The sequence below is a fragment of the Streptomyces sp. NPDC056231 genome, assembly GCF_048270745.1.
Taxonomy (GTDB): Bacteria; Actinomycetota; Actinomycetes; order Streptomycetales; family Streptomycetaceae; genus Streptomyces.
The window spans coordinates 1-12,200 of the sequence record NZ_JBLVKW010000136.1 but is presented as its reverse complement, the minus strand read 5'-3'; the positions used below and the strand labels follow the sequence as shown (position 1 = coordinate 12,200).

Annotated in this window: 15 protein-coding genes and 2 pseudogenes; 6 read left to right on the top strand and 11 right to left on the bottom strand. The window is 66.5% G+C overall.

Annotated elements, in window-relative coordinates:
* Positions 1–256: 256 nt before the first annotated feature.
* The 4 genes and pseudogenes from ACNPQM_RS42220 to ACNPQM_RS42205 form a co-directional block, all read right to left on the bottom strand.
* The gene (locus ACNPQM_RS42220; protein ID WP_418088155.1) at positions 257–439 is read right to left on the bottom strand and encodes a hypothetical protein; all 183 of its coding nucleotides are present in this window, start codon (positions 437–439) and stop codon (positions 257–259) included.
* Positions 373–1,035, bottom strand: coding sequence for a telomere-protecting terminal protein Tpg (gene tpg, locus ACNPQM_RS42215; RefSeq protein ID WP_418088153.1), 663 nt, complete (start codon positions 1,033–1,035; stop codon positions 373–375). Before tpg ends, ACNPQM_RS42220 begins: the two co-directional genes overlap by 67 nt.
* A gap of 63 nt (positions 1,036–1,098) precedes the next feature.
* Positions 1,099–1,707 (bottom strand): SMI1/KNR4 family protein, encoded by a 609-nt coding sequence (locus ACNPQM_RS42210; protein ID WP_418088152.1) that lies wholly within the window; start codon positions 1,705–1,707, stop codon positions 1,099–1,101.
* Between the two features lie 135 nt (positions 1,708–1,842).
* Positions 1,843–2,344: pseudogene (locus ACNPQM_RS42205) on the bottom strand (hypothetical protein); the annotation flags it as partial.
* A 186-nt stretch (positions 2,345–2,530) separates the two neighbouring features.
* Between ACNPQM_RS42205 and ACNPQM_RS42200 the strand changes: the two are divergent.
* Positions 2,531–3,364 carry a PIG-L family deacetylase gene (locus ACNPQM_RS42200; RefSeq protein WP_418088151.1) on the top strand — a complete coding sequence of 278 codons (834 nt, stop codon included), beginning with the start codon at positions 2,531–2,533 and terminating at the stop codon, positions 3,362–3,364.
* Positions 3,365–3,881: 517 nt separating this feature from the next.
* Here ACNPQM_RS42200 and ACNPQM_RS42195 read toward each other — a convergent pair.
* From ACNPQM_RS42195 to ACNPQM_RS42165, 7 genes are all read right to left on the bottom strand, one after another.
* On the bottom strand, positions 3,882–4,586 hold the full coding sequence (locus ACNPQM_RS42195) for a VanZ family protein (protein WP_418088150.1): 705 nt from the start codon (positions 4,584–4,586) through the stop codon (positions 3,882–3,884).
* Between the two features lie 200 nt (positions 4,587–4,786).
* Positions 4,787–6,043, bottom strand: a complete 1,257-nt coding sequence (locus tag ACNPQM_RS42190) for a serine hydrolase domain-containing protein (RefSeq protein WP_418088149.1) — start codon at positions 6,041–6,043, stop codon at positions 4,787–4,789.
* 260 nt (positions 6,044–6,303) lie between these two features.
* On the bottom strand, positions 6,304–6,426 hold the full coding sequence (locus tag ACNPQM_RS42185) for a hypothetical protein (protein ID WP_418088148.1): 123 nt from the start codon (positions 6,424–6,426) through the stop codon (positions 6,304–6,306).
* A 380-nt stretch (positions 6,427–6,806) separates the two neighbouring features.
* Positions 6,807–7,913, bottom strand: coding sequence for a sensor histidine kinase (locus tag ACNPQM_RS42180; RefSeq protein WP_418088147.1), 1,107 nt, complete (start codon positions 7,911–7,913; stop codon positions 6,807–6,809).
* Positions 7,906–8,604: a response regulator transcription factor gene (locus ACNPQM_RS42175; RefSeq protein WP_418088146.1), complete on the bottom strand. Its 699-nt coding sequence runs from the start codon at positions 8,602–8,604 to the stop codon at positions 7,906–7,908. The genes ACNPQM_RS42180 and ACNPQM_RS42175 overlap by 8 nt, the downstream gene beginning before the upstream one ends.
* Before the next feature lie 9 nt (positions 8,605–8,613).
* Positions 8,614–9,279 carry an IS3 family transposase gene (locus ACNPQM_RS42170; protein ID WP_418088145.1) on the bottom strand — a complete coding sequence of 222 codons (666 nt, stop codon included), beginning with the start codon at positions 9,277–9,279 and terminating at the stop codon, positions 8,614–8,616.
* Positions 9,249–9,515 (bottom strand): transposase, encoded by a 267-nt coding sequence (locus ACNPQM_RS42165; RefSeq protein WP_418088144.1) that lies wholly within the window; start codon positions 9,513–9,515, stop codon positions 9,249–9,251. Before ACNPQM_RS42165 ends, ACNPQM_RS42170 begins: the two co-directional genes overlap by 31 nt.
* Before the next feature lie 20 nt (positions 9,516–9,535).
* On the opposite strand from ACNPQM_RS42165, the pseudogene ACNPQM_RS42160 reads away from it, so the two are divergent.
* The 5 genes and pseudogenes from ACNPQM_RS42160 to ACNPQM_RS42140 all read left to right on the top strand — a co-directional run.
* Positions 9,536–9,961: pseudogene (locus tag ACNPQM_RS42160) on the top strand (DnaB-like helicase C-terminal domain-containing protein); the annotation flags it as partial.
* Positions 9,962–10,060: 99 nt separating this feature from the next.
* Entirely contained in the window at positions 10,061–10,174 is a 114-nt protein-coding gene (locus ACNPQM_RS42155; protein ID WP_418088154.1) for a hypothetical protein, read from the top strand.
* A 41-nt stretch (positions 10,175–10,215) separates the two neighbouring features.
* Entirely contained in the window at positions 10,216–10,755 is a 540-nt protein-coding gene (locus tag ACNPQM_RS42150; RefSeq protein ID WP_418088143.1) for a GNAT family N-acetyltransferase, read from the top strand.
* A 210-nt stretch (positions 10,756–10,965) separates the two neighbouring features.
* Entirely contained in the window at positions 10,966–11,709 is a 744-nt protein-coding gene (locus tag ACNPQM_RS42145; RefSeq protein ID WP_418088142.1) for a GNAT family N-acetyltransferase, read from the top strand.
* Between the two features lie 259 nt (positions 11,710–11,968).
* Positions 11,969–12,124, top strand: a complete 156-nt coding sequence (locus ACNPQM_RS42140; protein WP_418088141.1) for a hypothetical protein — start codon at positions 11,969–11,971, stop codon at positions 12,122–12,124.
* Positions 12,125–12,200: the final 76 nt, after the last annotated feature.

Sequence of the window (12,200 nt, the reverse complement as noted above, 5' to 3'; positions counted from 1 at the left end):
CGGATACCTGTATGTCCCCACTCGGGACCCCTCTTCTCCCTGGACCACCCATGATCCAGCCTCCGAGATGTCCACGATCAGGGGGGAGGCCCCGAAGCAGCCTTGAACCGCCCTCGGTGTCTCTGATGGGGCCTGCTCACCTGAGGAGGGCGCCGAAGGCCCATGCGGAAGAAGGCTTCGAAGGGGGCATTGGACTTCTCGACCCGCCCGTCTCACTCGGCGACGTCTCCAGTCCCTGCTCAGGCAGGCTGGTCGCCTACGCGGCATCGAAGCCGAGGCCGACCGGCTTCACGAGGTCTTCTACCGCGAGTACCTCCATCAACTGCTTCACGTGGAGGAGGCGTTCGGCCGACAGACTGCTGCTCTGCTGCGTCAGATGGAGGCCGCCTGCACCAACGCTGACCAGCTCGAAGCTGCCACTGGGGAAGCCTTCGAACACAACCCTGACGCCCCGCCCATCTCCGGCTTTCCAGACCGGGGCTCATTAACCAGGGCTCGAGCACCGGCCTCGCGGGCCGTGAAGAGCCTTGCGGCGTGGCTGGCGGGCAGGTGCTGGGTAATGAGACGGACGCGGCTGCCGTCGGTACTGCCGGGGGCGGCGGTGAAGCCGAACCTCACGCGAGTCTCGACGGTGATGCCACCGCGTTCGGCCGCTTTGGTCCGGGCTGCTTCTTTGACCTTGGGCTGCCAGGTCTGCTCAACCGCTGCTTTGAGGCGGGTGGCGTGCTCGCCTGTCGCGTGTGCGATCTTCTTGTCCCGTAGCGTTCCACGGTGCGCCCGGAGACGCCGATATGCTGGCCGACTCGGCGGGCGAGTTCGGTTTTGCCGGCGGGTTTGAGGTCGGTGCCACGCCGCGCGCGGCGGTCTGCCATCTCGGCTTGTTTCAGCAGGTGTTTGACCTGGCTGTACGTGGTGGCTGGGAGGGGTCGGGTGGCGGTGTCGCGTTCTGCGCGGGCGAGTGCGTCGTCGATGTGTCCCACCGGTCTTCTCCTTATTCGTCGTCGTTGTCGTGTAGGTTCTCAGCCTCAATGTCATGTGACCGACTGCGCGACCAGTGCCTTCGGTCCGTTTTCAATCGGATGGAATGATTCCGGATTCTCAGTTGCGTGACAGATCCCCTCGGCTGCGGTGCTTCCTCAGCAGGCGGTCGAGAGGCTCTCGCAGGGCGGGCGAGGTCAGTTCCAGATCACGGTTGTCGCGGCCGTCGAGCATGTGGTCGAGCCAGCGTTCATACCAGGCCAGAAAGTCGGTGGCCGACGAGACGTTCGGGCCCCAGAAGCCGTCGGCGTTGCCGGTGACGACGCGGCCGGCCAGTGGGCCGGTGATGCCGAGAAGCACCAGGTCGGTGCACCCTGCCTCGATGATGTGCAGGAAAAGGTCACTTCGGTGAGGCGGGCCGCCGGCGAACGTGAAACCCCGAGGGCGGCTGGGCTCGCCTCGGGGGTCCATCGTGAACAGCCGACATGACTGCAACGGCAGCAGGCCGTAGAAAGGCGATGCTCCGCCCCCGCCCAGTGTGGTCAGGAAGCTGCGGTAGGGATCGGGCAGTTCGATGTGGTGGTCGGCCTCGAACTCGGCAACCTTCGTGTCCGGCAACGGGGGTTCGAGGCGGAACTCGTGCTTCTCTTCACCGAAGGAGTGGCTTCGCAGCGCGGCGTAGGGCACCTTGGCCAGCTTGCGCCGGATGCGGGCGATCCGGGAGTCCATGCGAACTCTTCTCTCTGTACTCCCGCAAACTACCTGCTCACTCGCACGGGTGTCACCAGTGTGATCAGCTGCCGTAAGCCAGTTGTACCCGACGTCGCGCGCTGACGGCAGTGAGCAGTGATTCTCAATCCCGTGTCAGATCGGCCAGCCTGATGACATCGCGACTGAGCAAATGACACGGGATTTGAGAACCAACATGTCGGTGGGCTTGATGTAGTTGGCGGGGTTGTGGCCCTGGTCGAGCAGGTTGACGGCCCACATCAGGTCGCGGGTGCCTTCGTGCTTGACCATGCCGGGGCTCACGCCGAGGCGGAAGGTGCCCGGTGCGTGGCTTCCGTCGGGGGTGTGGGGAAGGAGTTCTGCGGGGCTCTCGCTGTCGCAGAGGTAGACCGCGGCATCGGACAGGATGCCGACGGGCAGGAGTGCGTCCTCGTCGAAGTGCAGGTGTCCGACCGGGGCTGTGGATGCCTGGCTGGCGATGGCAGTCTTGATCAGCTTGCGATGCATGTTGACGCGGGCGTTGGACGATGGCGGCGCGGATGTCGGGGCGCCAGGTGGGACGGGCGAGTGCGGGCCATGCGTCGCCGGGCTGGTATGACTTGCCGCGGGGGCGTTCGCGGAGTTTGCCGATTCCGCCCAAGCGGACGCGCCGGGAACAGCCGGCCCGGCCGGCACGGTTGTATCGACCGAGGGACCGGCGCCGCACGGGCGGGGAACACGGAGACCACAAGGTCGTCCGCCCCACCAGGATCCGGGCCCCAGGATCGCGGTACGCACGCCGCGCACTCGGACCAACACGTATTTCTGCAGGAGGAACTGTTTCATGACTGACCGGCCCTTGACGCTCATGGCAGTACACGCCCACCCCGACGACGAGGCCACCGGAACCGGAGGGGTCCTCGCGCGGTACGCGGCGGAAGGCATCCGCACGGTTCTCGTGACGTGTACCGACGGCGGTTGCGGTGACGGACCGGGAGGTGTCAAGCCGGGTGATCCCGGGCACGATCCGGCGGCGGTCGCCTTGATGCGCCATCAAGAACTTGAGGCGAGCTGTGACGTCCTGAAGGTCAGCGATCTGGAGACGCTGGACTATGCCGACTCCGGAATGATGGGCTGGCCGAGCAACGACACCCCCGGATCCTTCTGGCATACCCCCGTGCAGGAAGGCGCGGCCCGACTCGCGGAACTCATGCGGCACTACCGACCTGATGTCGTCGTCACCTACGACGAGAACGGCTTCTACGGCCACCCCGACCACATCCAGGCCCACCGCATCACGATGGCGGCGCTGGAGATGACCGCGCTGACACCGAAGGTGTACTGGACCACGATGCCCCGCTCGATGATGAAGCGGTTCGGCGAGATCATGCGCGAGTTTCATGAGGACATGCCGGAGCCGGATCCTGCAGAGGCCGCCGCGATGGCCGAGATCGGCCTCCCCGACGATGAGATCACCACGTGGGTGGACACGACGGGGTTCAGCGGTCAGAAGTTCGACGCGTTGGCCGCGCACACCAGTCAGGGCGAGAACATCTTCTTCCTCAAGATGGGCAAGGAGAGGTTCGGCGAGTTGATGGGCATGGAGACCTTCGTACGTGTCCAGGACGCCACCGGCGCGGCCATACCCGAGAACGATCTCTTCGCCGGACTGCGCTGATCCGCCCGTCCGACCGGCCGGGAAAGCGCATCGACCGCACGGCGCGATCGAGCGGGTCATACACCCGGAGGCTTGTCCACGCGAGTTCCGCTCCGGCAGCCCGCGTCCAGGCCCTCGCCAGCGGCGTCGACGCGTGCCCGCACTTCCGACCCGACGCCGCGCTCGTCCCCAAACCACCTGGCAACCGCACAGGTGGGAGACGTGCGGGCTGCTGACCCGGAAGGCGCGCGACAGCCCACGTCACAAGCCGGGCGGTCTGCTCCGATCAGGACAGACCGCCGAGAAAGCGCCACGAAGCTGTGGTTCGTCTCCGGTGCGGTGGTCCGTACTCCCTGATCCAAAGCCAAACTGCACACGCTTCTTGAACATGCCGACAGCCGGATGACGGCGTTCCATCATCCGGCTGTCCGCTGCTACCTGCTATCCGCTGCACCGCCGGCCCTGACGATGAGTGCGGCCCCGAGCATCACGCAGCGCTACAAGTCCGTTCGCCGTAGCTATACGAGAACAGGGCACACTAGGCGCAGCCAGGGTCCTCTCGGTCCAGAGTTTCGTCACGCACCTGGGGGCGAGCAGGTCGATCTACCCGGCCAGCGACCGATTGGACCGGATCACCTCGATGGCTTGGTGGTCGTGGGAATTGCTGTGGTTGGTCGGCGGACGACGCTCTGGCTGTAGCGCGCCACCAGCGGCGCGACGCCAGCGCCGCCAGCCCGGCGCCGGCGGTGTTGAGCAGTACGTCGTCCACAGAGGACACCCGGTCCAGCCGCAGGACGTACTGTGCGGTCTCGACCAGGACCGAGCAGCCCGCCGCGAGCGCCAGGATCCGGGGTACCGACGCCAGCGCCGCGAACCGCAGCGGGGCGAAGAACCCCAGCGCCGCGAACACCAGCAGGTTGCCGATGACCTGGCCCGTCGCCGTCACCGGATCGCCTGCGAGGATCGTGAGCAGGTCCCGCAGCGGGACCAGGCTCACCCGAGCGGGAACGGCGCCGGCCCGGCCGCCCGGCAACATGATCATCCATACCCACGGCACCGTCCCGTAGACGATGCCGACCTCGGCCAGCGCCGTGCGCCGCGCCCACGCCGGCGTGGTGCCGGTGACACGTCGACGGCCTGCCAGAGCCCACACCGCCAGCGCGGCCAACGGCAGCACGGCCACTGTGATGAGGGCCACGCCAGTGAACGTACCGAACCAGCCGTGCCACCCCTTGATGATCACGCTACCTCCGCTTCCGTCCGATCGCGAAGTGTCCCCGCAGTCAGAGCGATTTCTTCAATGACCCAACAGATGTGACGGTTGTCCGTTGGAGTTCCTGAGGGCCAACGGGCGGTGTCAGCGCCCGCCGATGGCGCCCTGCGCGTGCCCGGCACACCGGGCTGTAGGAGATCCCTTCTCTCCGTGTCTGCCGCCGGACCGTTTCAGCCACCACCCCCGTCGCCGGGCGAAGCCCCGGTGATGGCCTGCATCTCCCGCCCGGTGATCTCCTGCAGCGGCAGGCCGTCGCAGTTGCCGAGGACTACGCCGACCCAGCCGGTGTACGGGTAGATGTTCCAGTTGGCGCTGACACCGGGGTTGCCACCGCCGCGCCCGAACACCCACTGGCCGTTGACGATATGGACCGGCATGTCGTAGGCCCCGAACGACGACGAACCGCTGTGGGGGATCTTGGCCCCGGTGAGCAACTCGGCGTAGGGCCGGTCCAGCACCGTGCCGTCGCCCAGTGCGTGCGCGAACCGGACCAGATCCGGCGCGGTGGCGAAGCCGCCGTCCCCGGGAGCATCGATGAAGCTGCGGCCCGGATTCTTGCCTAGTACGGCCGGGTTCGGGCTGTCCTTGTCCAGATTGCGGACCGCGTCCACCTGGCTGCCGTCGGCCAGCGTCATGTACGGGTGCGCGATGTGCTCGTCGGTGAGCCACTGCGGCCTGGTGTAGAACGCCGTGCCGGTCATGCTGCAGCGCCCGAAGATGTGTTCCTGGACGTAGTCCCAGTACGTCTTGCCGGTCACGGCCTCCACGATCTGCGCGGGGATGGCGATATCGGCGCCGGAGTGGCCGGTGGGAGTGCCGGGCGGGGCCACCACCTTCGACTGCCGGGCCCACTGCTCGTAATACTCGTGCACCTCCTCCCGGCTCTGGAAGATGCGTTGCACGTCCTCATCCGGGGTGTTCAGCCCGGAGGTGCCGGAGAGCAGGTGGTGGATGGTCACCTGCTCGGCGATGTCCTTGGCGTAGCCCTTCAGGTGGGTGCCCACCGTGTCCGACAGGCTCAGCTTGCCCTGCTGTGCCAGCTGCAAGATGGCCACCGCGCCGAACGGCTTGCCCGCCGAGCTGAGGCTGAACGCGATGCCTTCGTGATTGCGGATCCCCTTCTCCTGGTCGGCCATGCCGTAGCTGCGGGACAGCACCGTCCGGCCCTTGTGCGACAACAGCACCACGCCGGAGAACTTGCCCTCGGCGGCCAGCTTCGCCACGTACCGGTCGTAGGCTCCGCCGGGACGGGTGTCCGGTGGGATGTCGGGGTCGGTTGAGGTCGGACGGTGCTGTCCCGCAGCTACGGCATCCCCGGGTCGGGCGCCCACCAGCGGCGCGCCGGCGGCCACCACGCCGGCGGCCGCTAACCCGCTCCACCCGAGCAGCCGCCGCCGATTGATACCACGTACGGAATCCGAGTCCATGATCACGGTCCTTTCCTGATCGACAAATCGACCGTTGCAGGTCTACCGGCGACTGCTAAACCGATCACCCATGCATGTGGTCCCCGTGCCTCCACTGAAGACGGAAGACTGTTGCGGTGGCGTATGCGCTTTTCGATACGCCCGCGATACACCGAATCCCCGGCATCAAGGAACTGGCGCGTGCCGGCAGTGCGATGGTCCTGCCGTTGGTGATCGCGACAGCCCGGTTACTGTATTCCTTGGGTGGAGGGTGTATTCGCTCACCGTGTGTGGTCGCCGGAGGCGTAGCGGCTCCAGGGGCCGGCGGCTTGAGCGGCGATGCCGGCGACGCTCTCGTTGTGGTAGCCGAGCATGCGGGCGACGATGGGTGCCGGGGCTTGCATGACGAGTTCGCCGTCACGCCCGCCCGCCTGCCCCCACCGTGAACGCCTGGGAACCGCAGCGGCGGCACGCGCATCCACCGGAAGGTCTAGACGGGTCCGCCTGAGTGGATGGCGGAACTGGCCACAGAACAGTTGCCGCTGGAGTCCCTGAAGGGGTCGACGGGCCGTTCGGCCGCCTATTCCTGCGAACCCTGGCCATGGTCGCTTTGAGTTCGAGGCCAACCAGGGGCACCTGCGTATCCGCGAGGGCATGGCCCTGGCCAAGCGCAAGCGCAAGGGCAAGCTCAAGCAAGCAGCCCAAACACCCCAAATCAGCGCAGCGGACGATCCGCCGCCGCTACGCCACCGGCGAAGTCTCCCTCGCGGAGCCGATCTACGATCTAGTGGGCCCCGCTCGGGGACGATGCCTGCGGCGTGCCGGGAAGTCGAATCGAGACGAGGAGACCACCGGTGGGGCGGGGTGCGAGGTCGATGGTCCCGTCGTGTGCTCGGACGATGCTGTGCACGATGGCCAGCCCGAGGCCGACCCCGACATGTTCGTCGGTGCGTGTGCGTTCTGTTCCGCGTTGGAAGGGTTCGGTGAGGATCGGTAGGAGTTCCGCTGGGACCCGATGGCCAGTGTTCTCGACCCGCAGCACGCTCGCGTCGTGCTGCGCTTCGGTGTGGACCGTTACGGTGCCGCCGGAGGGGAGGTTGTGGACGATGGCGTTCTGGACGAGGTTGGTCACCATTCGCAGAATGAGCGCCGCGGAGCCGAGATTCTGTGTCTTCTCGCCGGTGACGTCGAGCGTGATCTGGCGCTTTTCGGCGAGGGGAAGCAGCGTTTCGGTGGCTTCTTCGGCGATGAGGGACAGGTCGACGGGCTCGCGGGTGAAGCTCTTGCGGTCGGCGCGGCTGAGCAGCAGGAGGGCCTCGGTGAGGTCGATCGCCCGCGTGTTGACGGTGTGGAGGCGTTCGATGAGTTCGCTCTGGTCCCGCGTGGGGTCGTTGCGGGCGAGGCCGAGGAGTGTCTTCGAGATTGTCAGCGGGGTGCGCAGTTCGTGGGAGGCGTTCGCGGCGAATCGTTGCTGTTCGGTGACGTGGGATTCGAGTTGTTCGAGCATGATGTCGAACGCGTCGGCGAGTTCGCGGAATTCGTCTTGGGGACCTTGCATGCGGACCCGGTGGGACAGTGATCCGTTCGCGGCCATCCGTGCCGCGTCTGCGATCCGTGTGAGTGGTGCGAGCATCCGGCCGGCGAGGATCCATCCTCCCAGGAGGCCGAACGCCAGCAGGAAGGCCAGTGCTATGGCCGCGGCGGGGGCGAACATGCGCACGAGGAGGTAGCGGTTGGGTGCGACCCCGAGAAGGCCCTGGGGGCTGTCGGGTACGTAGCGCAGCAGGAACACCCATACCACGGCCAGCAGGAGAGTGCCGGCGATGAGGAGGAATCCGGCGTAGCTGATGGTGAGTTTCAGGCGGGCGCTGAGCCCTGGGCGCCTATTCATGAGTGCTGCCAGGGTGGTGGGTGGTGTCCATGCCGGTGTCGATTCGGTAGCCGACGCCGGGCACCGTGGCGATGAGCCATGGTTCGCCGAGTCGTTTGCGCAGGGCGGAGATGGTGATGCGGACGGCGTTGGTGAGGGGGTCGGCGTTGGCGTCCCAGGCCCGCTCCAAGAGTTCTTCGGCGCTGACGACACCGCCTTCGGCGGCGACGAGGACTTCGAGCACGGCGAACTGCTTCCGGGTGAGAGCGACGTAGCGTCCGTCGCGGAAGACCTCCCGGCGGAAGGGGTCCAGCCGCAGGCCCGCGATCTCGCTGACCGGGGGTCGGGCGTGCGCGCGTCTGCGGTCCAACGCCCGCAGCCGCATGACGAGCTCCCGGAGCTCGAACGGTTTGGTGAGGTAGTCATCGGCGCCGAGCTCGAACCCGGACGCCTTGTCGTCGATCCGGTCCGCAGCGGTGAGCATGAGGATCGGGATGCCGCTGCCGGAGGCGACGATTCGTCGGGCGATCTCGTCGCCGGAGGGGCCGGGGATGTCGCGGTCGAGGACCGCGAGGTCGTAGGAGTTGACGCTGAGCAGTTCCAGAGCGGAGTTGCCGTCGCCGGCGATGTCGGCGGCGATCGCTTCCAACCGGAGACCGTCCCGGACGGCTTCGGCCAGGTAGGGCTCGTCCTCCACGATCAACACACGCATACCTGGAGCCTAAGCAGCACGGCATATCGCCGACATATGCTTCTCCACCCAGCTCGGACTCAGCCCCGCCGCCGTCTGCCGGGCTGGCGCCTCCAAACTCGTACCCCGCTCCCTGGACGCCCGCCCCATGTGCAGTGCCGCGATGACGAGGGTGGCGTCGTGACGCTCGCCCATCGCGTATCCGAGCAGGCGCCGGGAGAACAGGTCGATGACCGTGGCGAGGTAGAGCTTGCCCTCCTCGGTGACGATCTCCGTCATGTCGCCGCACCAGACGAGATCGGGTGCCTCGGCGGTGAAGTCCCGCTTCACGTAGTCCGGCGCGGCCGGCCGCTTCCCCGGCCGGGTCAGACCTCGCCGACGCCTCACCACCCTTGCCACCAGGCCGAGTTCGGCCATCAGCTTGGCGACGGTGTTCACCGAGACGCGCCAACCCCGTCGGATCAGCAGGACGAAGATCTTCGGAGATCCGTAGGTGCCGTCGGACTCGCTGAAGATCTCCGCGATCTCGTCGGCCAGCCGCTGCCTGCGCAGCTCACGAGCGGTGGGCCGCCTCTCACGCCACTTGTAGAACCACGACTCGCTCACGCCCAGGGCGCGGCACGAGACGGTGTGCGGGATGCCGTGCTCGGTCCTGTTGTCGCTGATCACCCCGGCCACAGCGGCCGGGTCCGCCACGGGTGCTTCACCCACAGGACCATGCAGCGTTTGAGGACATCACGCTCCATCCCCAGTTCCTTGTTCTCCTTCTTCAACGCCGCGTTCTCCGCCGTCAGCTGCGCGATCAACGCGTCCCTGTCCTCGGCGGTCGCCTTCCTGGCCCGCTTCGCCCGCGAGACCCAGCTCGCCAGCGTCGTCTCGTTTATCCCCAGGTCCTCCGCGACCTTGGGGACCGACTTCCCGGTCTCTGCCACGATGCGTACCGCCCCTCACGAAACTCCGCCGACTGAAGTCCCACCAACCCGACCTTGGCCTGGTTGTTATCGACCACCTCCAGCTCGTCACCATCGGCGGCCGACAGGAGTCCCGGGAGCGCGAGGTCTCGGAGATCAGCCGCAGCATCAAGCTGCTTGCCAAGGAGCTCCAGGTGCCGATCCTGGCGCTGGCCCAGCTCAACCGGGGTCCCGAGATGCGCGCCGACAAGCGGCCCACCAAGGCCGATCTGCGCGAGTCAGGGTCTCTGGAGCAGGACGCGGACATCGTGGCGCTGCTCTACCGCGACGATGCCTACGAACCCGAGTCCGCCCGTGCCGGAGAGGTAGACGTGATCATCTACAAGCACCGCAACGGGCCCACCGCCACCATCACCCTGGCCAACCAGCTGCACTACTCCCGATTCGTCGATATGGCGCTGACCTGATCCTGCCCTGTAGGGTCTCAAATTTCGTGTCGGAATCTCACGGTCGATGTCGGATCGAAGTCGGATCCGACACTGAGTTGAGATTCGCAGGTCGCACGCCTGGAACGCGAGCTGGGAGAGCGCCTTCTCGAACGCGCGGAACGCGGACGGCCCATGAAGCCCACCCAATTCGGGAATCGCGTGGCTGATGCGGTCAAGAAGCACCGGAAGTGACGGAGCCGTCCGTTGTCAGTGGTTGCTGGGACCCTCACCGCATGCATTCCGACTCGCTCCGCTTCGCACAGGCGACCACCGCGCAGGACATCGACCAGGACCAGCGCCAGGCCCTCATCAACTGCTGGATCGATGTCTCCAACGCCGGCGGCGCTGCTGGCTTCCCGTTCCCTCCCATCGACGAACGGGATGCCGCCCCGGCCCTTGAGACCATCCTCGAATGCCTCGCCCCCCGAACCAGCCGCCTCTTGATGGCCCTGGACGATGGCGAACTGGTGGGCTGGCTCAACATTCGCCGCGATACCTACGCCCTCATCGCCCACTGGGGAACGCTGCACCACGTTCAAACCCACACCAGCAGACGAGGGCAGGGAATCGGCAGCGCCTTGGTGAAGGAAGCTCATCGCATCGCGCGTGAGGATATGGCCCTTGAGCAACTGCACCTGGCTGCACGTGCTGGAGAGGGGCTGGAGACCTTCTACGGAAGCCTCGGCTGGAAGGAGATCGGGCGCTGGCCAGGAGCCCTCCGCTTCGGGTCCGGCGACGATCGCGACGAAGTCCTCATGCTCATCGATCTCTGATCTGAGGAAATGACACGTTCCTGAGACTGCAGCTGAACGACACGACCTGAGACAGCACAGAAATCCGCTGGTCAGGGCTGTGCTCTATGACACGAGCCGCGATGCGATGTGGCGGATTCTCAGTGGATGACGGCTGGTCTGAGTTTTGCGGTACGGCTGTCCGGGAGGAATCTGGTCGCGCCCCGGCTGCGGAGACGACAGGATGCGGCCATGGCTGACGATCTCTTGCTCATGCGCGCCCGGGAGCTTTGGACGGAGCTTGCGGGCACACGGGTCGAGTTCTGTCCTTCAGGAGGGGCAATGGTTGTGGTCGCGCCCGGGTCGCTGTTGTGTCCTCCATCGTGGACCGGGATCGTGCGGATCGGTGACGCCGCCCTCGTCACTGCGCCGAGCGTGCAGGCCGCCGGGATGGTGGACGACGCCGCGCGGAAGATGACCCACGAAGAGGTCGTTGACATCGCTCGTCTGCGTGCGGTGCTGCCCGTTCTCGATGTTCTCGGGCCAGCTTCGCTTTTCTATCTCGGCCGGGACGGCTTTCTTCCTGCGCATAAAGGTACCGGGGTCGAGCAGTTGCCGATTGGTGATGGCGACCTGGCCGCGCTGCTGGCCCTGGCCGGGGAGGAGGAGGCCGGCGAGAGCGGTCTGGAGGACATCTCTTCTCCCGCGTTCTGTCTTCGCCGGGGTGATGAGGTGGTAGCCGCAGCCGGGTATCGGTCCTGGCCGCAGTCGGTTGCCCACCTGAGTGTGCTGGTTGCCCCGCACTGTCGGGGCCGGCGCCTGGCCCGGGCCGTGGCGTCCGCAGCAGTGGCCCATGCCCTCGATGCCGGGTTGCTGCCGCAGTGGAGAGCACGGCCCTATCCATCACAGCGTGTGGCTGTAGCCCTAGGGTTCCGCGAACTGGGCGCCCAGCTCAGCGTTCGGCTTGGCGGCGGCCCCCTCGACCAGAGCCGGTAAGGATGGAGCCTCTTTTGCGACTGCCATGTCGGTTGAGAACGGCGAGCCCGAGATTCTCAAACGGCATGGCAACAACGCAGGTCAGCATCGTGGCTCCCGCCGATTGCGCTGCGGCAGGACAGCTTTGCAGGTCGCGATCGTCACTCATTTGAGTGAAGTCGTGACGGTGTGCACCCGTCACCGCAGTGCGGAGGCTCCGGCGACGGGTGCCGATACCCCCCCACCGAATCCGGTCGCACCGGGAAGACACAATCGGCGCATGCCTGAGATCTACGTTGACCTGGGATCCGTCAATGCGCCGTCCGGTGTGCTGGTGCTCGGCATGGCCGGATGGATCGACTACTGGCGGGAACTGGGTCAGCCCCTGTCCGAGCGTGCCAGGACGGCTGCGGCCTTAGGGCGTGCAGATCTTTAACTCGTGGCTTTCCGCTCGGTGATTCGTTGGTCTGGCATGAGCGGTTTGGAAGGGCAACGGGCTGTGCTGGCAGCCA